This is a genomic window from Candidatus Poribacteria bacterium (assembly GCA_016866785.1).
Taxonomy (GTDB): Bacteria; Poribacteria; WGA-4E.
The window spans coordinates 1-22,672 of sequence record VGLH01000065.1 but is presented as its reverse complement, the minus strand read 5'-3'; the positions used below and the strand labels follow the sequence as shown (position 1 = coordinate 22,672).

Genomic DNA, 22,672 nt, shown 5'->3' with positions numbered 1-22,672 from the left:
AGGTACGCTCGGCTCGGGATCGGCGCGTCCCGCGACGTGAGTTTCAGCATCTGCGGCGATTGTGATCCGAGCCGACGCCGCAGCTCTCGGAACTCGGGGTCGAACCGCCTCTGGAAGCCGACCATGAGGGATCGATTCCGTGACCTGGACAGTCGGTAGCACTCGCAGACCTGATCGAGCGTGCCGAGGGGCTTCTCGCAGAAGACGTGGAACCCGGCGGACAGGGAAGCCAGAACCAGTTCCGTGTGGGTGTGAGTGGTCGTTGCAACGATCACGACGTCGGCATCATGCCGGGCGAAGGCTTCTGCCGCGTCCGACGCTGTCGGGCAACCCAGAGCGTCCGCCAGGGCGGTCGCGCGGGACGTGTCGCGATCCACGACGCACACGGCTTGGTATCGCGTCGAGGTTCTCAGCGAGTTGGCATGGAATGCTCCGGCGCGCCCAGCCCCTAACAGGATCGCCCGAATCACCGCTTGTCTCCGGTTCTGGCGAGCCACGCTCCCGTCGTCTTGAGCACGCTCGCCTTCAGGTCGGCGTTCTGCCTGCGCACAGGCACGAGGTCGAGGACATCGAATCCACATGTCCCGAGCACGCGCTCGAGACTCACCAGACACGTCGGCGATCCCCCTCCGCCTCCCCCTGCGACGGCGATTCCGATGCACGGCTTGCCAGCGATTCCCACCTTGCCGTCGTCGTGCGTGCAGACCCGTCTCAGTCGATCCAGGAACGCTCGGAGGCTTTCGCTCAGGTCGCCGTAGTATACGGGCGTTAAGACCGCGACAGCGTCGGAGCGGCGGATGCGCTCGACGACTCCGGCGAAGTCGTCCTCGATGACGCAGACGCCTTCCGACCGACACGTGCCCCATCCGTTGTCGTCGCACTGCCGGCATCGCTCCACCTCGATCAGCGGCAGAAAGACCGCCTCGCTCCACGCGCCCATCTCGCTGAGTCCGAGCGCCAAGGCGGCTCCTGCGCGGGCGGTCTGCCCTTCTGGATTGCGGCTGCCGTAGACCAGCAGGACGTTCAAGTCGCTACCCTCCGTGGCGGTGTGTCGCGTTGTCCAGCGATCCGAAGCCTAACGCCGCGCGCCCGTCAGAGCAACAGGCATCCCTCGACCTTACGCAGCGCGCACTCAGCGGCTACTCCTGTATTGACAGTCGTGTCAGGTCTCGCTGCCCACCGAGCGCACAGACGATGAGATGGTTCGCCAACCAGAGGCGACGGCGGAACTATCGCCCGCATGTCTCCACGCGGGAGACTATCGCGGGAGCGGCAATCCTCGTCTTGCTCGCGGTCGTCGTCGTATCCATCTACACCAAGGGCAAGCGATACGATCCCAACGTTTTCGCGCTGGATCCGTCGCTTCTGACCGCGTCCGAAGTGCTTCCGGTTCTCGACGCCGAACCAGCGCCCGACGACCAGTCTTCCGGCGACATCGTCACCCCGACTACAGACGAGGACGCCTCGGCCGGAGCCGGCGGCAGCTTCCTTCCACCGACGCTTCCCTCCGGCTGGCGCGTCATGGGACGTGTCGAGCGCTACACGCCGGACAACCTGTACATCAAGATTAACGGTCGCGCGGAGCAGTACCTATCCTACGGCGTCGTCGGCATGGAGACGGTCGGGATCGCACGTTCGTCGGACCCGAGCGTCTTCATCGACGCCTACGTGTACGACATGGGAACCGACACGAACGCCCTCGGCATCTTCTCCATCGAACGGTCGCCGGGCGGCTCAGTCAGCTACGGGGACGAAGGGTACCGCGCCGGAGCCAGCATCTTCTTCAGGAAGGGACGCTACTACACGCAGCTCCTGCCGTCGGATGACGCTCCCGCCGTGCGCCAAGCCGCTGACGCGCTGGCTCGATCCATTTCCAGCGCGCAGCCGGCGAGCACGCAGCGTCCATGGGCGATGGACGCCTTTCCGAAGGCTGGACTGATTGCCGGGACATTCCAGTATCAGGCGAAGGACGCCCTCGGCATCTCATTCCTGAAAGACGTTTACACGTCCAAGTACCGGTCGGGCGATGCCGAGGTCGTTGCGTTCCTGACGCGCGCGAAGAACGACGCGGCTGCCCAGGCGTTGTTCGAGCAGTACGTCGGGTACATCGATCGGTTCGGCGAGCCCGTCGAGGGCAGCAGTGGTCTCACGATTGGAGATTTCGGCGGCTCGTACGACATCGTGTTCCGGCGCGGAACCGTCGTGGGCGGCGTCTCGGCAGCCACCGACCAAGCCGCCGCTGAGTCAGTCGCCGAGTTGCTGCGAAACGCGCTGAAGTAGGTCGCCCATGGATCGACGCGAATTCCTCAAACGGGTGGGCTCGACCGGAGCGGTCGCCATCGGCGCAGCCATCGGCGGCGTGATGCTCCACAATCGACCTGTCCTCGACCGCGTCCGCCGCCAGACGCTGCCGTCGTTCGCCGTGAGTCTGGGAGCCAACGACGTGCGGATGGCAGTCGCGCGAGGGACGCAGCCCGACGCGCTCTTGCGGGCTGCCCTCGGGGAAATGGGCGGGATCGGGCGATTCGTGAAGCCCAATGACCATGTGGTCATCAAAGTCAACGCCGCGTTCGACCGTCCGCCGCGTCTCGGTACGACGACGAGCCCGGAAGTGCTGACCGCTGTCGTCGCACAGTGCCGCGAGGCGGGAGCCCGCAAGATCGTTGTTACCGACAACCCGATCAATCAGCCGGAGAGCTCGTTCCACAAGTCGGGGATCCGTCAGGCGGCGCTCGACGCCGGAGCCGAGATCGCCTATCCCTTCGCGAGCCAGTTCGAGGAGCTCTACATCGGTGGGGAGACCCTCACCGACACCTGGCCCATGTTCTTCGGGCCCTTCGCGCGTGCCACGAAGGTGATCGGCGTCGCGCCGCTGAAGGACCACAACCTGTGCTACGCGTCGATGACGATGAAGAACTGGTACGGGTTGCTCGGAGGCGGGCGGAACCGGTTCCACCAGAACATCCACGGCATCATTTCCGACTTCCCGCACATGATCAAGCCGACGCTCGTCGTGCTCGACGGCACGCGCGTTCTGGTACGGAACGGACCGACTGGCGGCAGTCTGAGCGATGTGGCCCCGGGCGACACGGTAGTCGTCGGCGTCGATATGGTGGCGGTCGACGCGTTCGGCTACGAGCTGCTTCGGGGCATCCGGCAAACGGGCCCTGAGACCATCGGTTACCTCGAACAGGCGCATTCGCGAGGTCTGGGGAACCGTGACTGGCGGTCGCAAGTCTGGCGCGAGGTGACGATATGAGGATCGCCCGCATCCGTATCGTCTCGCAGGCTGTCTTCTTCGCGCTGTTCGCGTTCTTCGCGTTCGTCACGGAGTTCGGTCACCTGCGAGGCTACCCCGTCTCCCTGTTCCTCGAAGCCGATCCCCTCGTAGGCATCGCTACGGCAATCACGACCCACAGCCTGTATCGTGGGCTCCTATGGTCGCTCGTGCTGCTCATACCGACGCTGCTGCTAGGCAGGATCTTCTGCGGGTGGATCTGCCCCTTCGGGTCCATCCATCACTTCACAGGCTGGATCGCCAGCAACCTGAACATAAGGCGTCGGTTGATCGCCAACTCGTATCGTCCCCTCTACGCGTTCAAGTACTACCTGCTGGCGGCGATGGTCGTCGCCGCGCTCTTCGGCAGCCTGCAGATCGGGCTTCTCGACCCGATTGCCACGGTGTCGCGGTCCTTGACGGTCGCGATCCTGCCTGCGCTCGACACCCTCACCCAGTCGGTCTACGTGCGCCCCTACGAGTTCCGACTGGCGTGGGTCGTCGGGTTCCTGTTCGTCTTCTTCGTGGGCATGAATCTGGTGATCCCGCGCTTCTTCTGCCGAGCGCTCTGCCCCCTAGGGGCGACGCTCGGTGTGCTGTCGCGATTCTCGCTCTGGCGGATCCATCGCGACATCGAGAAGTGCAACGGCTGCGATCTCTGCCGAAGCTTCTGCGAGGGGGCGAGCGATCCCCAGGCGAAGCTCCGCAAGTCCGAGTGCTTCGTCTGCATGAACTGCCTCGACGACTGCCCGGAAGATGCCCTCGCGTTCCGGTTCCTCCCGGACCGATCCGGCGAGGTGACGAACCCCGACGTTGCGCGTCGGCGCTTGCTGTTCGCCGGCGTCGCGGGTCTGCTGTTCTTCCCGTTCGCTCGCCGGAGCGGCGCGACCACCAAGGACTTCGACAAGCAAGTCATTCGCCCGCCAGGATCGGTGGCGGAATCGCTATTCCTGGAACGCTGCATCAAGTGCGACCAATGCCTGCGAGTGTGCCCTACGAACACGCTCCAGCCCGCGCTCTTCGAAGCCGGAGTCGAAGGCATCTGGACCCCGATCCTCAACATGCGTATGGGCTACTGCGAGCTCAACTGCACGCTCTGCGGGCAAGTCTGTCCGACCGGCGCGATCCAACGCATCTCGATCCCGCAGAAGCTCGGGCTCGGCGAGTTCAGCGAGCGAGGACGCGTCCGCCTCGGAACCGCGTTCTACGACAGAGGTCGTTGCCTCCCGTGGGCGATGGACACGCCCTGCGTCGTCTGCGAAGAGGTGTGTCCGGTGTCGCCCAAAGCCATCTTCACGCGACCTGTCACGGTGACGACGCGCATCGGACAGGCGCTGGAGCTCCATCGTCCCTACGTGGATCCCACCCGGTGCATCGGGTGCGGCATCTGCGAGCACGAGTGCCCGGTGCGCGACGAGCGCGCCGTCCGCGTGACCGCCGTCGGCGAAACGCGTTCGACCGACCGTCGCCTGCTTCTCACCAGCTAGCCGCACCGTTCCGCGAGTCCGCGATCCTCTGCTTAGGGAAGGAAACCACCAGATGACCACTCGATGGTCTCGTCGAGAGTTTCTCATCAAGTCCAGCGTCGCCGGAGCCACGCTCGCCGTGGCGGGTTCCGCCAGGGGGGCGGCTGAAGCCGACAAGGCTCTTGTCGGCACGGACGGTATGCCCTTGTCGGTTCTCGGCAAGACCAAGGAGAAGGTGTCGATTCTCGGATTCGGAGGATCGGGAACCGTCGCCAAGGCTCCGCGCCTGTTGACAACCGCCATGTCTAAGGGCGTGACCTACATCGACACGGCGGAAGGGTACGACGGCGGCAACAGCGAGCGTGAGATCGGCAAGGTCTTCGCAGCCGGCGGCGTGGAGCGCAAGAAGGCGTTCATCGTCACGAAGTCGGGAGACCACAACCCGTCCAACCTGGCGTCGCGGCTGGATGCCAGCCTTGAGCGATTGCAGATGGACTACATCGACGCGCTCTTCCTGCACAACCTGAACAACCCGGATCGGCTCGATGACGAGCTTAAGGCGACGGCGGAAGCGCTGAAGAAGTCGAAGAAGGTGCGGTTCTTCGGGTTCTCGTGCCACGACTCGAACCTGGTCGCCGTCCTCGAGAAGGCGGCGTCTTGCGGCTTCGTCGATCTGTTCATGATCAAATACAACTTCCGCGACTACGACGACGACGCGCTCGCGAAGGCGCTCGACCTGTGCGCCAAGGCGGAAGTCGGAATCGTCGCGATGAAGACGGGCGCAGGCGCAGTGCCACGGTTCGACGAGTTCGAGGCTCAGGGAGTCGCCAAGCCGCTGGTGGCGCTCAAGGCGGTCTGGGCGGATCGGCGCGTGAACGTCGCCGTCTCGAAGATGGCGAACCTGGAGCAGGTCACGGACAACGCCGCCGCCGCCAAGGACCGGAAGCTGTCTCGCGCCGAGTGGAATCTGCTGGAGCGCTATGCCGCCGAAACGGACCATCTGTACTGTCGCGGTTGCGGCAGTTTCTGTCAGTCGGCGTGCGGTGGCATGGTTGCCGTTGCTGACATCCTGCGCTTCCGAATGTACCACGACGGCTACGGCGACCGTGAGTTGGCTCGCGAGCTCTATCGGGAACTGCCGTCGGCGTCCCGCGATATCGCTGGCGTGGACTTCTCAGCGGCGGAAGCGGCCTGTCCGCATGGTCTCGCCATCGGCGACATGCTGCGCGAGGCGGAGTCCGCGTTGGCGTAGCGGTCAGCGCCCGCTGACCTCCAAGCCCTCGACGTCGAAGACGACGTTGACGCTGGCGCTGAAGTGCTTGGGATCGCGCACGAAGGTCGTGTAGTCTCGCAGGCGGTCGGCGGCGTTGGCGCTGTTGTGGGCGAGCACCACAGCGCCCGGCGCCAACCGGTCGTAGCACGCCTCGAGGATCTCGAGGTAGATGCCCTTGCCGCGTCCGCGGTCGCCGTCGGCGTCCAGGTAGAGCACTTGGATTGGCTCAGGGAAGTCGCGCACCACGTCGATGGCATCCGCCGCGATGACGCACGCGACTCCGGTCGGATCGATCTTGCGCACATTCTGCTCTGCGCGTTCCGCCTCTTCCGGTCGGATCTCGACGCCGATCAGGTTCTTCGCCGTGTAACACGCTCCGGGTCCAACACCCGCGCCAGCGTTCGAGATGAAGGTGTTACCGCAGAAGACACCTGCCGCGATCATGTTCTCCGGTTGGATGATCGCGTTGATCGCGTAGAGGAGTCGCTGCATCCGAGGAGTGATCGCCGTCCACGGGATATCGAAACGCTCCGCGACGGCGCGGCGATGCGCCAGCAGCTTGCTGCCGTCGTAGCGCGTATGGGGAAGTATCCCAACCGACTCCAGCATGGCGAGAGCGTCGCCAACGACCCGAATCTCGCTGTCGAGGGGCTCGAGCTCCTTGAACGGATTCCGGTAGTCCATTCGGTAGTGATCCCAGTCGTCGCTGCGGAACGTCTCGCTCACTCGGCATCTCCTTGTCTCGGTAGGGCACTCCGGCACGCTTAGAGTGATAGCCTACCGAGGTGGTCGGGCAAGACGCGCCACGGACGCCTTGGCGTCCCTCAACCATCGTCAGGGATACGCGATTCCGCCCGTCGCGGAATCGGCGATCCATGGCTGGCTATCCACCGTCCTGGGTCAGGAACCGTCGTGGGTCCATCGTGGCTGCACGAGCCAGCCCTCACGTCCGGCGACCGCCCGGAGCTCCACGTCTCCCTTGTCGAGGAGAAGCGCCTCGCCAAGCGAGTCTCGCGCGGCGCAGAGCATGGCGTCGTCCGTCACAGCGTCGCCAACGGCGAAGACGGGCAGAGCGCCTGTGAAGCGTTCGATGGCGGCGACCTTGCCCTCACGGTAGGTCATCGGAGGCACCAGCTCGCCCGTGAACAGCCCGTCCTCGATGCCGTTGGTCATTCCGAACACATCGCCGCCGTCGATGCCGATGCGGCGTGCGAAGCGCGCGACGACGACGCGCGGACTCGCCGTGACGACGACAACCCGGAAACCGGCGTCGCGCAGCTCGTCCATCAGCCGTACGACCGGGGCAAAGACCCGGATTCCTCTCGCGACCGTCAGCGATAGCCCGCTGTTCGCGCGCCAGGTTTCATCCTTCACAGGGCAGGCGAGTTCTCGGTCGATCACGTCATCGACAACGGCAGCCACGTCTGCAGGACGCATCCCGACCAGGAGCTTGGCAGACCACGCATACGCTTCCCGGGCTCCCATCGACTCGATGGTTCGATGGTAGAGGCAGGCAAACCGGACGCGGAAGTCGTCGCGAATCGACTCGCTGGATGCCGCCTCGCGCCAGAGATAGCGTAGCGAGTCGGGCTCCAGGTCCGCAGGCACCAGGTTCCACAAGTCATCGAGATCGAAGCGGAATCGCATCGAGGAGACCAGCTCGAAGAAGACCGCCTCGCCGATATCGTTCAGGATGACCGTGTTATCCCAGTCGAACGCGGCGACCGGCTGTGGTCCACTCCCATGCAGAGGCGAACCTCGACCGCGAGACCGGATCAGTCGGTCGATGCGCTCCCGGATGGGATGCAGCCACACTCCGTCGACGGCGGGAAGTCCCAGATCCATCGCGCCTCCTCGTGTCGGGACCCTATCGTCGCCCTTCAGGCGCCCGAAGCCGCGTCGCCCTCAGACACGCGCACACGGACGCCCATACTAGCAACGTCCTGCAGAAGTCGCGCCGGGTCGACCAGGTGACCCATCATGTGGAGCCCCGGAACGGACCGCGACCCGTCGAGATACTGCTCCAGACACGCGACTACGGGCGCCACAGTCAGGACGTACGCGTCGTCGTGCTCCACTTCGACACGGAGTTGCGCGAGCCCACCCTCGTTTTCTCCGGTCGCCTCGAGCCGCACCAGCGACCGTTGCTGTGGCGGCGAGAACCGCCGGATGCCCCATATCATCCACTTCGACAGCGCCGCTCGTCCGAACCCCTGTCCGATGTGCGGCGCGATTGCGGCGAGCGGCAGGACGACGCCATCGACGAACTTGTTGAACCCGGCGACGTAGACTCCCAGTTCGTCGATTACCAGGGATGACGGGAGCCCTCGCACCTCCTCCATCGCCACCGGGAAACAGCGTCGCTCGCCGAACGGCGGGCCCAGGTCGCGCGTGAGGCACTCCCGGTACGGAACCGCGCGCCACGCACCGGCGCGATAGACCTCTGGGCGCATCTCCGCGATCTCATCGATGATCTCGCCCACGGACGATGTATCGTCAACGCGGACGTTCATCGCCAGGAACAACTGCACCGCGCGGATCCGCGAGAGCCGCGCGGCGGCAAATCGGATGAGAACGGACGGCAGACCGGGATGGAAGCCAGCCAGCGAGATCACGCAGCGGCCAGAGCCGTCGATCTCGCCGCGAAGCTCCTTCAACGCCGCGAACGCTGCGGACGGATAGTGGATGTCGAGATAGTCCGTACCAGCACGGAGCGCCGCTCGCACAACCTGACGGACGTACGCGACCGTCGTCGAGGCGACGACGAGCATTCGGGCCCCGGACAGCACGCCCTCGAGCCCTACGGCGTCGTCGGCATCGGCGCACACGCCCGACGCTCGCGAAGCCCCGCACTCGGCGTTGACTTCGTCGGCAAGCGCCTCTGCGCGGCTCAGGTTCCGCCCGGCGATGACCACGTCCGCGCCGGTGCGTCGGAGCAGCAGCCGCGCAATGGCGCTCCCGGCTCGCCCGTATCCGCCCAAGACGACGATCCGAGTGCTGCCCACGGGCGGTGTCCCGTCGATGGCTGTCAGACGCGGTCGCTGGCAAGACCCGACAGAAGACGCTCCGCGGCGGCGACCATCATCTCGCCCGCCTCCGGCACGAGCTTGCTGCTCCGGGCGAGCCAGGTCTCGTAGCTGCCTTCGTCGAATGCAGCTCGCGTAGGGACGTACCCGACGTAGTCGTTCGCGAGCTCGATCTTGAACAGCGGTCGGAGCGGCGACCGGGCGGCGAGGTCTACGGCGTACTGCGCGAACACCTCGCCTGGCAGCCCGACGAACCCGACGCCATCGAGCGATATCGCCTGCACTTCGGTGGTCACCTGGCGCGGCATCGCGTCGAGGAGCAGCAGTTCGCGCGCATAGAGCTCGTCGCGCGAGTAACCGTCCGACGGGTCGTCGGGAGAGCGATCCCCAAGGACGCGCCGAGCGTCTCGTCGCATCGCGTCGGTGATCGCCCGGACGGGGATCGTCAGTTCTTCGCGAGCGACGGACAGCGTCCCAGCGTCCTGGAAGTCGCCTCGGTCGATCAGCGCGATCACGTTGGATGCCAGCAGTCGAGCGACATGCTCCGCTTGCTCCCAACCGCCATGCCTCGTCGGTGGGTTGTTGACGTCGATGTTGTTCACGTCGCCGCAGAATCCGTTGGCGAGAGCGACCACGAACGACTCGCCGCACCATTCCCGCACCGTCTCGGCGAACATGCCGAAGTAGTCGGCGCTGATCCAGTCGCCCGGTGATCCGCCGACGTAGTGCAGCGCGAAATTCGCCAGGAGCGCGATGCCCGCGCCGGTTTCGGCGTTCACGACATGCAGGACGGCTACATCGGGATCGATGGGCCCCACCGGCTCGACAATCTCAGGGTTCCTGTAGCCGGGGTTCATCACGACGGAGCCATCCTTCATGCGGAACCGCCGGTTGAAGCTGAGGCGCGTCTCCTGTCCGAGCCGCACCTGCCACTTGGCAGGCTGCATCCGCGCAGCGGCGCGTCGCACGCTGTCGGCGATGCGCTCGGGCAAAGATGCCATGTACGATTCCGCGCAGGGCGTTCCCAACAAGCCCGCTGGCGACGGGCCCGTGTGGGTATGCGTCGCCGCCACCAGCACATTGCCGCCAGGAATCGCGCACGTGGCTTCGATCATGTCACGAGCGGCGCGGACGGTTTCGCCCGGAAGGGCGATGATGTCACAGATGACGAACGCGACGGTCGTGTCGCCGTCGTCCAGCACGATCGCCTTGGCGTGGAGCTCGTCGCGAACGTCTCTCGCCTTGCGGTCGTGGAAATAGCCCGCCAACGACGTACCCAGCAGCGGCGTGATGTTCGTTTGCGCTGCGCCAGCTCGCATCTTCAGCCTCCTGTCGCCTGGTGCGCGGCGATCCGTCGGTATGCTAGCCGAGGGCTTCACGCGCCTTGGTTTCGACGTCGACGGTCTGGTTCGTCTCCGATGCCTCGACCGCGCCAAACAGCATCGCGGCGCTCTTGATGTTGTCCGAGATGACGGTCGGCGGCTCGGGCCCGCCGTTCAGCCAGTCGAGGAACTGGTTCACGATGGCGTTGTGACCATCCCACTCCACGCTGACCAGGGGCAACTCGTGCGTGAGAACTCCCGAGCCCGGCGTGTGAGAGAGCAGCACGACCTTGTTGTCGCGGTCCAGCACGACGGCGCCCGCCTGCCCTTCGATCCGGTAGTACTCGGCGTGCCAGCTATTCTGGGAACCGGCTTCGAGGCAGTTGCCCTCGTAGTGTGCGTACAAGCCGTTCGCCATGCGCATCACGTAAGTGCCGCAGCACTCGCCGTCGAAACTCGCGTGCCCTGGGTTCCACTCCCAGCCCGCGATCGTGCTGCAGTCGGCTCCGGCAAGGTTCCGCATCTGATCGAAGTGATGGACGGACCCCTCGACCAGCAGGCTGTGCGGAATCTCATGCCGGAACATGCCCCAGGCGCCGCGCTGTCGGTAGTCTGCAGCGAACCTTCCCATGATGTAGTTCGGCTCGCCGATCAGTCCCTCTCGAACGGCTTTCTGGATCGTCAAGATGCGCGGCGTGAACCGATAGTTCTGGACGACCTGCATCCGTACGCCTGCGTCGCGCACACCCTGGCAAATCGCCAGGCAGTCCTCCCACGTGTCGGCGATGGGCTTCTCGCTCAGGATGTCCAGCCCAGCTTCCGCCGCGCCAACTGCGGCTTCACGATGGTGCGCCGGCGGGATCACGATGGTGCAGAAATCCGCGTCCACCGACGCGAATGCGTCGTGCATGTTCGTGAACCTCTGCGACGGCGTCAGGTTCAGGAAGTCGCCCTGGTCCTTGAGCACCTGCTCGCGGATCTCGACCAGTGCCACGATCTCCATGCGGTCTGCGAAGTTCGGGAAGAAGTGACGAATCCAGCCGCCTGCCATGCCGCCTGCGCCGATCATCAAGCAGCGCTTCTTCTCAGCCATCGATCACTCCTTGAGTCTGTCGGACGCTGCACACGGACGGATTCTACCAGTGAACGGCTGTCGCCATCAAAGACACACCTGCGCCCCTCGCGATCTGGGTGTATCATCGACCCGGCATTTCGGCAGTCGATCTCGGAGGATAGACATTGGCGCGCTTGGGAGTTCCGGTGACGGTAGCCATCTGCGGTGGGTCCGCGTCCGGCAAGACGACGTTCACGTCTGGACTGAGCGAGGCACTCGACGACATGAATCCGGTGGTGCTACATCAGGACGCCTACTTCCGCGACTGGTCCGTCTATCCGCCGGAGGAGCGCGAGAGAGTTCGCACGGCGAATCACCCGGACGCCGTCGAGTGGGACGTCCTCTGCGGCGACATCGAGCGTCTCCAATCCGGGGGATCCGTCGCAGCTCGACGCGGCGACGGAGTCGTGAAGCCCTCCTCGGTCATCCTGGTCGAGGGACACCTGTTGTTGTGGAGTGAACGGCTACGCGATCTTTCCCATCTTCGCCTGTTCCTCGATGTCGATCCGCACGAACGCGTCTTGCGGCGCCTCGAACGCGATGTCCAGCGACGCGGCGGCGACCTCGCTACCGCGATCGCCTGGTATCGCCGCGATGTGATCCCCAACTTCCCCATCTACACCGAGGCAGCCAAGCGACACGCGGACCTCGTCATACCCTACCACCACGAGAACCCAGCCGCGCTGGCGACGGTTGCCGCCGGGATCCGTTGGCTGGTGGCGCAGAACTCGTGAAGGGGGTAAGCCCAACCATGCGGTGGTCCGCGCCTGATCGCCTCACGACGGAGGCATTCGCTGTGCGCCGGTACGAGCCCGGCGACGGACGCGCACTGGCGGAAGCTGTCCGCGCTTCCTACGAGCATCTCAAGACCTTCATGCCCTGGGCGAAACTCGACGCGTCCGACGACGAGGCGGACACGTTCTGCCGCCACGCGTGTGCTCGGTACCTGCTCGACGAGGACTACACGTTGGGCATCTTCGATGTGGGAGGCAATCGTCTCCTAGGAGGGACCGGATTCCATCCGCGCGGTCGTCCGCGAGCCGCCGGCACTGCGGAGATCGGCATGTGGGTCCGCGCTGACGCAGCCCATCAGGGCATGGGAACGCGCGTCCTGACTGCGCTCCTGACATGGGGCTTTTCGGACGCCTGGTCGTGGGAACGCCTCGAGTGGCACTGCGACGCGCGCAACGGAGCGAGCGCTCGCGTCGCGGAGAAGGCGAGGATGAAGCTCGAAGGGCGCTTACGCGCGGACACACCCACGGCGGACGGGCGACGAGACACGCTCATCTACGCTGCCTTGCGCGGTGAATGGCGCATGACCGACTGATGGTGGAGCGATTGTCGTGCGGATATCGATCCTAGGAGCGCCGGGCTCTGGAAAGACAACGACTGCTCGACGGCTTGCGAACCTGCTGGAGCTCCCGGTCATCCACCTGGACGATGTCTTCCACCAACCGGGCTGGGAAGAGCTCCCGACCGACGAGTTCCGGACACGCGTGGCGCAGATCGCCTCGGAGCCCGAGTGGATCATCGACGGGAACTACTCGCGGGTCCGCGATATCGTTCTCGCTCGCGCCGAGTGGGTCGTGCTCTTCGACCTGCCGTTCCGGACGAACCTCCTCCGACTGACACATCGAGCCTTGGGTCGTCGGCTCGGATGGCGCGGCGTCACTCCGGCTCCCGCCAACGTCCGCGACATCGGCGAGCCATTCCCGTCTGTCCTGTGGGAACTGCCCCTGTGGGCATGGGGCTACAAGCGTCAGGGCAAGGTCGAACGCATGCGCACCGACGCATGCGCCGCAGGCGTGCCTACGGGGCAGACGCTGATCGTGCGCCGACGATCCGAGTTGGACGACGCGGTCGAACGGCTGGTTCACGCCCGGGGCGTCAAGAAGACGCCACCTGATTGAGCTTCCCGCCCGCGATAACGATCTCTACTTCCTCGTCTGTCAGCGTATGCCGCGTGCGGAACGCGGTGTCCTTCGTCGTGTTCCGCACCATGATCTCGGTCCCGGCGCGCAGTTGAGCGGCGATGCCGTCGATCGACAAACGATCACCCTCGTCGATCCCGTCGTAGTCGTCGGGAGCCGCGAAGAGCAGCGGCACGATCCCGAAGTTGATCAGGTTCGCCAAATGAATCCGTTCGATGGATTTGACGATCTTCGCCTTGATTCCCAGGTACATCGGGCAGATCGCGGCGTGTTCGCGAGACGATCCCTGTCCGTAGCTCTCGCCGCCGACGATGATGCCGTGTCCGCCCTGGTCGCGCCATTCCGCCGCGCGCTCGAAGAATGCGGGCTTGTCCGGTTCGTTGAAGATGTAGAACACGGCTTCCGAGTAAGCCGGGATGTTCGACCGAAACTTGAGGAACGGGCCCGCAGGCATGATGTGGTCGGTCGTGATCTTATCGCCGACTTTGATCAACACCTTGCCGTTCACATCGTCTGGAAGCGTGGAGTTGGTGGGAGGGTCGCCGATGGTGGAACCCCGAATGACCTCGACGCCGCTGCCGTCCGCCGGCGGCGGGATGATCATGGCATCGTCGATGCGAAACCGTTTGGGCCACTCAAACGACGGGTACGGCATGTCGAGCGTGCGAGGATCGGTGAAGACGCCCTGGAGCGCCGACGCAGCGGCTGTCTCCGGGCTAACCAGGTAGACCTGATCGTCTTTGGTTCCACTTCTGCCCTTGAAGTTCCGGTTGAATGTGCGCAAGCTGACACGATCATCACCGGCAGACTGCCCCTGCCCAATACAAGGTCCGCATGCCGACTCCAAGATGCGGCATCCGGCTCCAATCAGCGTCGCCAGCGCGCCGTTCTCCGCGATCATCTCGAAGACCTGCCGCGAACCGGGGGATATTCCCATCTGCACGCGCGGATGGATCGTCCGCCCTTTGAGCATCGAGGCGACGATCATCAGGTCGCGATAGGAGCTGTTCGTGCAGGAGCCGACGAGTACCTGATGGATCTCCTTGCCCTGCACGCTGCGGACCGTCACGATGTTGTCCGGGCTGGACGGAGCCGATGTCAACGGTTCGAGCGTCGATAGGTCGATGTCGATCACTCGATCATACGTGGCGTCGAGGTCGGCGCTCAAGGGCTCCCAGATGTCCTCCCTGCCTTGGGCGCGAAGGTAGTCGCGGGTCCGTTCGTCGGACGGAAATACCGAGGTCGTCACGCCGAGCTCGGCGCCCATGTTGGTACAGGTCGCGCGCTCCGGGACGCTGAGCGTCTCGACGCCGGGTCCGCAGTACTCGATGATGCAGTTCACGTTGCCCTTGGTCGTAAGGATCTCGAGTACGCGGAAGATGATGTCCTTGGCTGCCACCCACGGGCTTAGGCGACCTGTCAGTCGAACCCCGATGACTCGCGGAGCCTCCATGGTGAACGGCGCTCCGCTCATGGCGAGGGCGACATCGAGCCCGCCGGCGCCGATTGCCACCATGCCCATGCCGCCGGCTGTCGGCGTGTGCGAGTCCGACCCGAGGAGAGTCCTGCCGGGACGGGCAAAGCGCTCCAGATGTACCTGATGGCAGATGCCGTTGCCCGCTCGTGAGAAATACGCCCCGATCCTCGCGGCAATCGACTGCAAGTAGAGGTGATCGTTGTGGTTCTCGGGCCCGAACATCGCCATGTTGTGGTCGACGTAGGATACGGACAGCTCGGTCCGCACTCGCTGCGTGCCCATCGCCTCGAACTCGAGGTACGCCATCGTGCCGGTGGCGTCCTGGGTCAAAGTCTGATCGATCCGAACGCCGATCTTCTCACCCGCAACCAGCTCGCCCGTCACCAAGTGACGCGTCAGAATCTTGCCGACTACCGAGAGGCCCATGGGTGCGATCCACCGTCCTTTCCGGGATTGCCGCGCATCAGTCGTCTCTCCATCATATTCGGCGCGACCCCGTTGTGTCAATGCGCCGCTGCTCAGAAAGGAGCCGCCAACCCGCGCGAACACGAGCCTCGGCGCGTGGCGCGTCGAGATGATGCGACCAAATAGCCTTGCAAACCGTAGGCAGATGGGTCATCATTTTGAATGTTGCATGCGAAAGCGGGTGTCGACGCTTTCCGTACACAGCGTTGTCATTCGCGTCCTGAGAGCGCTTCCAAGGGCGGTTCCGAGCCGGATTCCGGTTCCATCGGACGCACCAGGAGGGTGTGTTTGAGGCGTTGAATGGACGCGCTGCCGCAGCGATGTCGTGGTTCGTCGAGCCGTAGGGTTCGAGACGCCGTGCCGGCGTACCGGAGAGCCACAAGGAAGTGATCTGACGTCCCACAGGTGGACGTCGATCCACCCGATGTGCGTTGACCTTGGGTCGCCGCCTGCGCCCACTCGGACGTCGAGTGCAACAGCGTCGGCGGGTCGTCACACGTTAGTCGTTGCGTGCATCTCGTCTGATGCTTCGTCTATCGTTCAGTTCCCCATGTGGGAGCTTGGAAAGCGAGAAGTGCTCGAAAATGGGCATGGCCAAATACGCGGGTATCGCCACGGTATCCGCCCTCGTGCTTGCGTTGTCTGCCTGCAATCCGACGCCCACCGTTGAGAAGATCGACCCGCAGAGCGGTCCCGAGACCGGCACGACCGTCAAGGTCACGGGTAAGAACTTCAAGCAGGGCGCGAAGATCACCGTCAACAACAGCCCCGTCGCGACGAAGATGGACAGCGCGACCTCCCTCAGCGCTGAACTGCCGGCTCACGAGCCGGGCTCCGTCAAGATCGGCGTGCTGAATCCGCCTGACAAGGCGTCGACGACCACGGTCGTCTTCGAGTACATGGACGCCACCGCTCCCGTCGTTCAGGGCGTCGAGCCGACGGGCGAGCTGCCCGCCGACAGCGCCGTCACTGCCGTCAAGGTGACCTACTCGGAGAACCTTGCCGAAGGTACGCTGGCAGTTGCTGACGACTCTGGCGCGGCCGTCACTGGCTCGAGCCTCGTCGATGGCATGATGCTGACCTTCACGGCAGATGCGCCGCTTGCCGCTGGCAAGACCTACACGGTCAGCACGATGGGCGCGAAGGACGCCGCCGGCAACGCTGCCGCCGACGAAGCCTTCACGTTCTCCATCGCTGCTCCTGCAAAGGCTGCAGGCCGCAGGCGCTAGCGACGACCTGAATCGCGAGACATATCAACGGCAGCCGTTCCCTCGGGAGTGGCTGCCGTTTCGCTTGCCCAACATGTTGGCGCACGGCGCGCCCCGGATTCGGTATGGTTGGAGTACAGGCGGGCTCTCGTCGAATCAGCGTTAGGGGAGGACTCGGGCGAGGGGCTCCTGACCTTCCCAGACGCGGTTCAGGTTCTCGAAGATGAATCTGCCTCGGCGTTCCCATGTGTCGAACGTGATCCCAGCCGTGTGGGGCGTGAGCAGCACGTTGTCGAGTGTCAGCAGTGGGTTGTCGATCGCAGGCGGTTCCTGTGTGAGCACGTCGAGACACGCGCCACGGAGTCGCTGGGCGCGCAGGGCGTCCACGAGCGCCGGTTCGTCGACAACCGGGCCCCGGCACGTGTTGACAAGAACGGCAGATGGCTTCATCAACCCCAACTCGCGAGCGCCGATCAGCCCGCGCGTCGCACTCGTGAGAGGGACGTGCAGCGTGACGACGTCTGACTCTCTGAGCAGTTCGTGCAGCGATTCGCGCTGGACGCCGAGCTCGTTCTCTACCGCCTCCGGGGCGGGAACCGCGTCCGCATAGATGACATCGGCTCCGAATGCCGTGAACAGCCGCGCCACACGCCGACCGATGTTCCCGAACCCGACGATCCCACAGAGCTTCCCATCGATCGTGTAGGTCGTCTCACCCGTCCGCGAATCGAAGCCGGGCTCCCCCCGGATCCGCCGGTCCAGCTCGGTCAACCGCCGATAGAACGCCAAGACCAGCGCAAGCGTGTGCTCGGCGACGTCGATCGCATTGGAGCCGCCATTGTTCGCCACGTCGATGCCAAGCTCGCGGCAGACGCTCAGCGGCATGCCCTCATATCCAGCGCTGACGAGCTGGATCAGCTTCAGCCGTCCAGCCGCGCGGAGTACGGTCTCGGAAATGGAACCTGGGAACAGGATCAAGAAGTCGGCGTCGCGGACGACGGCCGCTTTACTGCCATCGTCGAGGGAGGGTCTCAGTTGCGCGACGTCGTATCCCGGCGGAGCCGCGCCGAACAGCAGGCGCGCGGGCTCTCCGATGAGCGACGTGAATGCCACGACTTTGGGCATGGCGCTTCGGTTCCCGGCTCGGGGCGGAACCTAGAACTCGACGAACCCGCGAAGTCGATGGCTCCGAATCGGGTGACGGAGCTTGCGCAAAGCTTTCGCCTCGATCTGGCGGATGCGCTCGCGAGTCACGTTGAACACTGCCCCGACTTCCTCGAGGGTTCGAGGGCACCCGTCGCCGATGCCGAATCTCAGCCGGATCACCTGCGCCTCTCGCGGATCGAGAGCGTCCAGCACGCCCGCAACCTGCTCGCGCAGCATCGTGACGGACGTCTCCGTCACGGGCGATTTCACGTCCTTGTCCTCGATGAAGTCGCCGAGATGGCTATCTTCCTCTTCGCCGATCGGCGTTTCCAGCGAGATCGGCTCTTGCGCGACTCGGAGGATCTGCCGGACCTTCTCGGTGGGCAGGTCCATGCGCACGCTCAACTCCTCCGGATTCGGCTCGCGACCGTGCTCCTGCACGAACTGCCGGGAGATCCGGGATAGGCGGTTGATGGTCTCGATCATGTGAACGGGGATGCGAATGGTCCGCGCCTGGTCCGCGATGGCTCGGCTGATCGCCTGACGAATCCACCACGTCGCGTACGTGCTGAACTTGTAGCCCCGCCGGTACTCGAACTTATCGACCGCCTTCATCAGCCCCATGTTCCCCTCCTGGATGAGGTCCAGGAACATGAGGTTCGGAGTGCGGACCGAGTACTTCTTGGCGATACTGACGACGAGCCGAAGGTTCGCCTCGATGATGGCGCGCTTCGCCTCCGCTGCGAGCGCCTCGCCGCGCTGAATGCGCTTGCGGAGCTCGCTCAGGTATTGCGAGTCAAACCCCAGTTGGCTCTCCAGGTGGGCGATGATGCGCCGCGTCTGGATCACCTCTGGGTAGTACGACTTCAGGCAGTCCCACGACACGCCTTCGGGCAGGGCCCCGACGTTCCTGGACTGGGCGTGGCCGATCAATTCATCGACCGACAGCCGTGTCTCGCGCGAGATATGCCACAGGCGCTGGCGCGGGAAGCTCATCTGGTCCGCCAGGCATTTCACCTGGTCGCTGATCAGGTGCACCTGCTCCCGGCTGAGCTTGAGCCGGCGAAGCGTCGACGTGAGCTTGGCTCGCGTCTGCGCACGCTGGTTCTCGAGCGACTCGCGTTCCACAGTCGTCACGTTGCCATCCCGCAACCGGGCCCTGATGTGGTGCAGATCGAGCTCGCATCGGTTCATCGTCTCGAGGGCTTCGCGCGCCATGCGGATGTGGCGCGATCCCCGGTTGCTTCGGTTCTGAGTCGGCAGGTCGAGAACGTCGGCTGGGCGCACCTTCTGCTTGATGATCGCGTTCAGTAGCTTGCGCACTTCGGTCAATGCGATGGGCGTCTCGAACACGGCGTCCTGGACGATCCGCTGACCCTCTTCGATCTGCTTCGAGAGGGACACCTCCTGCTGTTTGGTCAGGAGGGGCACCTTGCCCATCTCGCGCAGGTAGACCTTGATCGGGTCATCGGACACCCAATCGGCTGGAGCCGTTTCCAGAAGTACAGGAAGGACGGACGCATCGTCGTCTTCGACCTTCGCGCCATCGTCGTCCGCGTCCAAGTCGCTGCCGGTGTCGGCTTCCTCGGCATCTGACGCATCGAAACCGATGTCGTCAACATCATCCTCAGACCCACGACCGCGGTCGATGCGAATCTCGTCAATCTCGGAACCGAATGGACTGTAGAACTCGTCTGAATCCTCCGCCTGGGGAAGCATTTCGGCGTCGTCGAAAGCACCTAGGTTGCTCTCAGAGCGGCGACGGGCAACGCGCGACATATGCCGCTCGGGCCCGAGAACTCTCCTACGGGCAATCATGCTTCTCGCTTCTCCTCGGGATTGCGGAGCTCGCACACGACAACGGACCGATGGGCGGGAACCCGCCTATCACACACGGGGTCAATGTCGACTGTCACGTCGACTTCGACGGTCGACGCTGGCGCGTCAGCTCGAGAAGCTCACGAGCGACGACCAGATCATCGACATCATCCTCCTTAGTACGGTCTTCCAAGTGGCGCTGTTCGCCGCGCCTCAGGATGTCACGCTCGATGCGGGCTAGGCAGCCCGCGATCTCGGACGGCAGATCCGGTGGACGGCGCACCAACACGAGTCGCGACAGCAACTCGCGCACGTGGTCGTCCGAGCTCGTTTCCACTAGCAGCAGTGCGTCGAACGGTTCCGACCCCTGCGACGCGGACCACAGAAGTCGAGCGATCTCTTGGTGCATCGGGTCAGCGAAGTCCGATGGGCTGATCCGCTCGGAGGCAGCCTCGATCTCGCTGGGCATGGCGATCAGCCATGCGAGCAACTGCCGCTCCACGCTCATCCGTGCGTCGAGGCTCTCCTTCCTTCGGGTGTCGCGCCGGGGGGCAGGCGTCTTGAGCGAGACGCCTTGTCGCCTCAGCTCCGCCCAGACGTCCTCTGGATCCATGTCGAACTGCTCGGCGACGAGTTTGCCGTACGACTTCAGGAGAATCGGGCTCCGAACCGACTTCAGCAACGCCGCCAGCTCGGACACGAGTCGCGCCTGAGTCTCGGGCGCATTCGGATCGACGTCCGCCGCCAGGTTGCGTATCTGGAACTCGACCAGGTTCACCGAGTCCTCGACGCGTTGCCGCATGGCGTCCGCGCCCTGTTCACGCACATAGTCATCCGGGTCTTTGCCGGACGGTAGCAGCGCAATGCGGACTCGGAACCCCTCAGACAGGAACACGGGAGCGCCGCTGATCACGGCGCGGCTCCCTGCGCTGTCGCCATCGAACACGAAGACGACCTCTTCGGCGCTCCGCCTGAGAATCCGCGCGTGCGTCTCGGACAGAACCGTTCCGAGCGATGCGACGACGTTCCCGATGCCAGCTTCGTAGAGGGCGATCGCGTCCAGATAGCCTTCCGTAACGAGGGCGCGCCCCTCCTCCTGAATCGCGGTCCTTGCCGTGTGGAGGAAGTAGAGGACCTCGCTCTTCTTGTAGAGGGGAGTCTCAGGCGAGTTGAGGTATTTCGGAACGGCGTCGTCGATGGCGCGTCCGCCGAACGCGACCAAGTCTCCACGCCCATCGACGATGGGAAAGATGATGCGGTTGCGGAAGTAGTCGTACCGCCTGCCGTCCTCCCGCTCGCGGAGCAGTCCCCCGCGAACTAGCAACTCCGGCGGGAAGCCATTGCGGACCATCGTCGTGAGGAGCCAATCCCACTTCGCAGGGGCATATCCGATCTGGAGGTCGCGGATCGTCTCCTCGCGGATGCCACGCTTGCGGAGGTACGCCATCCCGGGCGCGCCGAGCTCACCATCCAGGAGCGCGGCATGGAACGTCTCGCGGGCGAACCGGTTCGCCTGAACGAGCTGCTGCTCTTCCGGCGCCGGACCGGCTTCGCGGATGTCGGACAGTGGGATGCCAGCGCGCTGCGCAAGCTTTTCGACGGCTTCCTCGAACGAGATGCCCTCTCGTTTCGATACGAACGTGAACACGGTTCCGCTGGCGCCGCACCCAAAGCAGTGGTAGAGCTGCTTCTCAGGCGAGACTGAGAACGACGGCGAGTCGTCCTGGTGGAAGGGGCACTTGCCGGTGAACTGCTTGCCCGTGCGCCTCAGAGCGACGCCAGCATCCTCCACGAGACTCACAAGGTCGATGCGCCCGCGGATGCGCTCAATGACTGAGCTGGAGATGCGGCTGCTTGGCATTGGCTCGCTTCTCACGCGTCCTCGCCGGACCGTGGAGGTCACACGCTCCGGCAGCCCTCCCCACTCGGCATACATAGCCAACCGATCCGTACGTGGACAGACGCTCAGGCTCGCATCGTCACGATGGTCACGCCGGCATCGCCTTCCTCGCGCGTGCCGAGACGGTACTCCGCCACTTGGGGATGCTGGCGCAATCGTTGATGGATGGCGGTTCGCAGCGCCCCGGTTCCCTTGCCATGCACCAACGTGACACGCTCCAGCCCAGCCAGCACGGCGTCGTCGAGATACTTCTCGACGGCTTCCAAAGCCGGCGCGACACGCTCGCCGATCAGGTTGAGGCTCATCTGGATCGTCGCGGTTTTGGAGACTCGCGCTGGGGAAGCTTCGCGGCGCTTGGGCTTCGTCGGCTCTCTGCCTTCGACAGGCTCCAGGTCGCTCACGTGCAACGCGATCGTCATGGATCCTACGCGCACGCGCACCATGCCGTGATCGTCCGTCGCGTCGACGACCTCGCCGTCCGCCCGCATCGGCTTGACATAGACGGGGCTCCCGGGCAGGAGGGCAGGCCCGGCATCCGGTCCAGGTTCTCGCTCCGTGGCGTTGTCGCGCCGTTCAAGGAGCTCCTCCCGAGCCACCGCAAGCGCGCGGTGCGCCGAGGTAATCGATTCCTTGGAAGCCTGGCTCCGTCGGATGTCGCTGACAGTGTTCTCGACGAGCGCCCGAGCGGAGCGGATGATCTCGCCAGCTTCGGCTTCGGCGTCCTCGATCAACTGCCGTCGGCGCGCGCGCAACTCCGCGAGCTGCTCGCCGTGCTCTCGCGCACGACGCTGCGCCAAATCGAGCTCGCCGCGAAGGTCGCGCTGCTCGGAGTCGAGTTCCTGGCGGACGCGTTCGACGTGCGCGATCAAATCCTCGACGGCGACTGAATCCGCGCCCATTCGCTCGCGCGCGTTCTGCAGAACGTCCTGGGGCAAGCCCAGCCGCTCGGCGATGCGCACGGCATGGCTGCTACCGGGCAAGCCCACCTGCATTCGGAACGTCGGAGACAGCGTGTCGAGGTCGAACTCCATCGAAGCGTTGATCAGACGCGGGCTCTCGTGGGCGTACGCCTTCAGCGCTCCGTAGTGCGTCGTGACCAACACAAGGGCTCCCCGGTTCAGGAACCCGTCCAGGAGCGCCATCGCCAGCGCGGCGCCTTCGTCCGGGTCCGTCCCGGCGCCGATCTCGTCGAGCAGTACGAGCGTGCTGGGCGAAGCGTTGGTCAGGTAGCGAATGATCCGGGTCAGGT

20 protein-coding genes are annotated in these 22,672 nt (G+C 64.7%); 8 read left to right on the top strand and 12 right to left on the bottom strand.

The window, feature by feature from the left end; translation table 11 throughout:
• On the bottom strand, nt 1-581 hold a 581-nt coding region (locus FJZ36_10850; GenBank protein MBM3215400.1), incomplete at its 3' end, for a hypothetical protein.
• Complete coding sequence (locus FJZ36_10845) at nt 467-1,027, bottom strand: flavodoxin family protein (GenBank protein MBM3215399.1); 561 nt, start codon at nt 1,025-1,027, stop codon at nt 467-469. The genes FJZ36_10845 and FJZ36_10850, both read right to left, overlap by 115 nt.
• Nucleotides 1,028-1,194: 167 nt before the next feature.
• Between FJZ36_10845 and FJZ36_10840 the strand changes: the two genes are divergently transcribed.
• Genes FJZ36_10840 through FJZ36_10825 form a run of 4 tightly spaced genes read left to right on the top strand, consistent with a single transcriptional unit; the run spans nt 1,195 to nt 5,995 of the window.
• Nucleotides 1,195-2,280: a hypothetical protein gene (locus FJZ36_10840; GenBank protein MBM3215398.1), complete on the top strand. Its 1,086-nt coding sequence runs from the start codon at nt 1,195-1,197 to the stop codon at nt 2,278-2,280.
• 7 nt (nt 2,281-2,287) lie between these two features.
• A complete protein-coding gene (locus FJZ36_10835; protein ID MBM3215397.1) occupies nt 2,288-3,259 on the top strand; it encodes a DUF362 domain-containing protein in 972 nt (323 codons plus the stop codon).
• A 2-nt stretch (nt 3,260-3,261) separates the two neighbouring features.
• A complete protein-coding gene (locus FJZ36_10830; GenBank protein MBM3215396.1) occupies nt 3,262-4,764 on the top strand; it encodes a 4Fe-4S dicluster domain-containing protein in 1,503 nt (500 codons plus the stop codon).
• 52 nt (nt 4,765-4,816) lie between these two features.
• On the top strand, nt 4,817-5,995 hold the full coding sequence (locus FJZ36_10825) for an aldo/keto reductase (protein ID MBM3215395.1): 1,179 nt from the start codon (nt 4,817-4,819) through the stop codon (nt 5,993-5,995).
• A 3-nt stretch (nt 5,996-5,998) separates the two neighbouring features.
• Here FJZ36_10825 and FJZ36_10820 read toward each other — a convergent pair whose 3' ends face one another.
• The 5 genes from FJZ36_10820 to FJZ36_10800 all read right to left on the bottom strand — a co-directional run bounded on the left by FJZ36_10820 (nt 5,999) and on the right by FJZ36_10800 (nt 11,457).
• Nucleotides 5,999-6,742: a hypothetical protein gene (locus FJZ36_10820; GenBank protein MBM3215394.1), complete on the bottom strand. Its 744-nt coding sequence runs from the start codon at nt 6,740-6,742 to the stop codon at nt 5,999-6,001.
• A 174-nt stretch (nt 6,743-6,916) separates the two neighbouring features.
• Nucleotides 6,917-7,861, bottom strand: a complete 945-nt coding sequence (locus tag FJZ36_10815; protein MBM3215393.1) for an HAD family hydrolase — start codon at nt 7,859-7,861, stop codon at nt 6,917-6,919.
• Between the two features lie 35 nt (nt 7,862-7,896).
• On the bottom strand, nt 7,897-9,696 hold the full coding sequence (locus FJZ36_10810) for a hypothetical protein (GenBank protein ID MBM3215392.1): 1,800 nt from the start codon (nt 9,694-9,696) through the stop codon (nt 7,897-7,899).
• Nucleotides 9,045-10,361, bottom strand: coding sequence for a hypothetical protein (locus FJZ36_10805; GenBank protein ID MBM3215391.1), 1,317 nt, complete (start codon nt 10,359-10,361; stop codon nt 9,045-9,047). The genes FJZ36_10810 and FJZ36_10805 overlap by 652 nt, the downstream gene beginning before the upstream one ends.
• A 43-nt stretch (nt 10,362-10,404) precedes the next feature.
• A complete protein-coding gene (locus tag FJZ36_10800; GenBank protein MBM3215390.1) occupies nt 10,405-11,457 on the bottom strand; it encodes a Gfo/Idh/MocA family oxidoreductase in 1,053 nt (350 codons plus the stop codon).
• A gap of 146 nt (nt 11,458-11,603) precedes the next feature.
• Here FJZ36_10800 and FJZ36_10795 point away from each other — a divergent pair, with 146 nt between their 5' ends.
• The 3 genes from FJZ36_10795 to FJZ36_10785 are packed head-to-tail and all read left to right on the top strand — an operon-like array spanning nt 11,604 to nt 13,388.
• The gene (locus FJZ36_10795; protein MBM3215389.1) at nt 11,604-12,212 is read left to right on the top strand and encodes a uridine kinase; all 609 of its coding nucleotides are present in this window, start codon (nt 11,604-11,606) and stop codon (nt 12,210-12,212) included.
• A gap of 17 nt (nt 12,213-12,229) precedes the next feature.
• Entirely contained in the window at nt 12,230-12,805 is a 576-nt protein-coding gene (locus FJZ36_10790; GenBank protein MBM3215388.1) for a GNAT family N-acetyltransferase, read from the top strand.
• Between the two features lie 16 nt (nt 12,806-12,821).
• Nucleotides 12,822-13,388, top strand: coding sequence for a hypothetical protein (locus FJZ36_10785; GenBank protein MBM3215387.1), 567 nt, complete (start codon nt 12,822-12,824; stop codon nt 13,386-13,388).
• On the opposite strand, the gene FJZ36_10780 is transcribed toward FJZ36_10785, so the two are convergent.
• Complete coding sequence (locus FJZ36_10780; GenBank protein MBM3215386.1) at nt 13,366-15,312, bottom strand: aconitate hydratase; 1,947 nt, start codon at nt 15,310-15,312, stop codon at nt 13,366-13,368. The two genes, FJZ36_10785 and FJZ36_10780, sit on opposite strands and share 23 nt — an antisense overlap.
• Before the next feature lie 563 nt (nt 15,313-15,875).
• Between FJZ36_10780 and FJZ36_10775 the strand changes: the two genes are divergently transcribed.
• The gene (locus FJZ36_10775) at nt 15,876-16,580 is read left to right on the top strand and encodes a hypothetical protein (GenBank protein MBM3215385.1); all 705 of its coding nucleotides are present in this window, start codon (nt 15,876-15,878) and stop codon (nt 16,578-16,580) included.
• A 141-nt stretch (nt 16,581-16,721) separates the two neighbouring features.
• On the opposite strand, the gene FJZ36_10770 is transcribed toward FJZ36_10775, so the two are convergent.
• The 4 genes from FJZ36_10770 to FJZ36_10755 form a co-directional block, all read right to left on the bottom strand.
• Nucleotides 16,722-17,684 (bottom strand): lactate dehydrogenase, encoded by a 963-nt coding sequence (locus FJZ36_10770; protein MBM3215384.1) that lies wholly within the window; start codon nt 17,682-17,684, stop codon nt 16,722-16,724.
• A gap of 30 nt (nt 17,685-17,714) precedes the next feature.
• The gene (rpoD, locus tag FJZ36_10765) at nt 17,715-19,523 is read right to left on the bottom strand and encodes an RNA polymerase sigma factor RpoD (protein MBM3215383.1); all 1,809 of its coding nucleotides are present in this window, start codon (nt 19,521-19,523) and stop codon (nt 17,715-17,717) included.
• 94 nt (nt 19,524-19,617) lie between these two features.
• Nucleotides 19,618-21,459, bottom strand: coding sequence for a DNA primase (locus FJZ36_10760; protein ID MBM3215382.1), 1,842 nt, complete (start codon nt 21,457-21,459; stop codon nt 19,618-19,620).
• Nucleotides 21,460-21,488: 29 nt separating this feature from the next.
• On the bottom strand, nt 21,489-22,672 hold a 1,184-nt coding region (locus tag FJZ36_10755; protein ID MBM3215381.1), incomplete at its 5' end, for a hypothetical protein.

What these genes read in the sequence shown, in the direction of transcription:
- FJZ36_10840 (MBM3215398.1), top strand. Translation starts at nt 1,195, where the DNA reads ATGAGATGGTTCGCCAACCAGAGGCGACGGCGGAACTATCGCCCGCAT.
- FJZ36_10835 (MBM3215397.1), top strand. Translation starts at nt 2,288, where the DNA reads ATGGATCGACGCGAATTCCTCAAACGGGTGGGCTCGACCGGAGCGGTC.
- FJZ36_10825 (MBM3215395.1), top strand. Translation starts at nt 4,817, where the DNA reads ATGACCACTCGATGGTCTCGTCGAGAGTTTCTCATCAAGTCCAGCGTC.
- FJZ36_10815 (MBM3215393.1), bottom strand. Translation starts at nt 7,861, where the DNA reads ATGGATCTGGGACTTCCCGCCGTCGACGGAGTGTGGCTGCATCCCATC.
- FJZ36_10810 (MBM3215392.1), bottom strand. Translation starts at nt 9,696, where the DNA reads ATGGTGCGGCGAGTCGTTCGTGGTCGCTCTCGCCAACGGATTCTGCGG.
- FJZ36_10805 (MBM3215391.1), bottom strand. Translation starts at nt 10,361, where the DNA reads ATGCGAGCTGGCGCAGCGCAAACGAACATCACGCCGCTGCTGGGTACG.
- FJZ36_10800 (MBM3215390.1), bottom strand. Translation starts at nt 11,457, where the DNA reads ATGGCTGAGAAGAAGCGCTGCTTGATGATCGGCGCAGGCGGCATGGCA.
- FJZ36_10790 (MBM3215388.1), top strand. Translation starts at nt 12,230, where the DNA reads ATGCGGTGGTCCGCGCCTGATCGCCTCACGACGGAGGCATTCGCTGTG.
- FJZ36_10780 (MBM3215386.1), bottom strand. Translation starts at nt 15,312, where the DNA reads ATGGGCCTCTCGGTAGTCGGCAAGATTCTGACGCGTCACTTGGTGACG.
- FJZ36_10775 (MBM3215385.1), top strand. Translation starts at nt 15,876, where the DNA reads ATGCTTCGTCTATCGTTCAGTTCCCCATGTGGGAGCTTGGAAAGCGAG.
- FJZ36_10770 (MBM3215384.1), bottom strand. Translation starts at nt 17,684, where the DNA reads ATGCCCAAAGTCGTGGCATTCACGTCGCTCATCGGAGAGCCCGCGCGC.
- rpoD (MBM3215383.1), bottom strand. Translation starts at nt 19,523, where the DNA reads ATGATTGCCCGTAGGAGAGTTCTCGGGCCCGAGCGGCATATGTCGCGC.
- FJZ36_10760 (MBM3215382.1), bottom strand. Translation starts at nt 21,459, where the DNA reads ATGTATGCCGAGTGGGGAGGGCTGCCGGAGCGTGTGACCTCCACGGTC.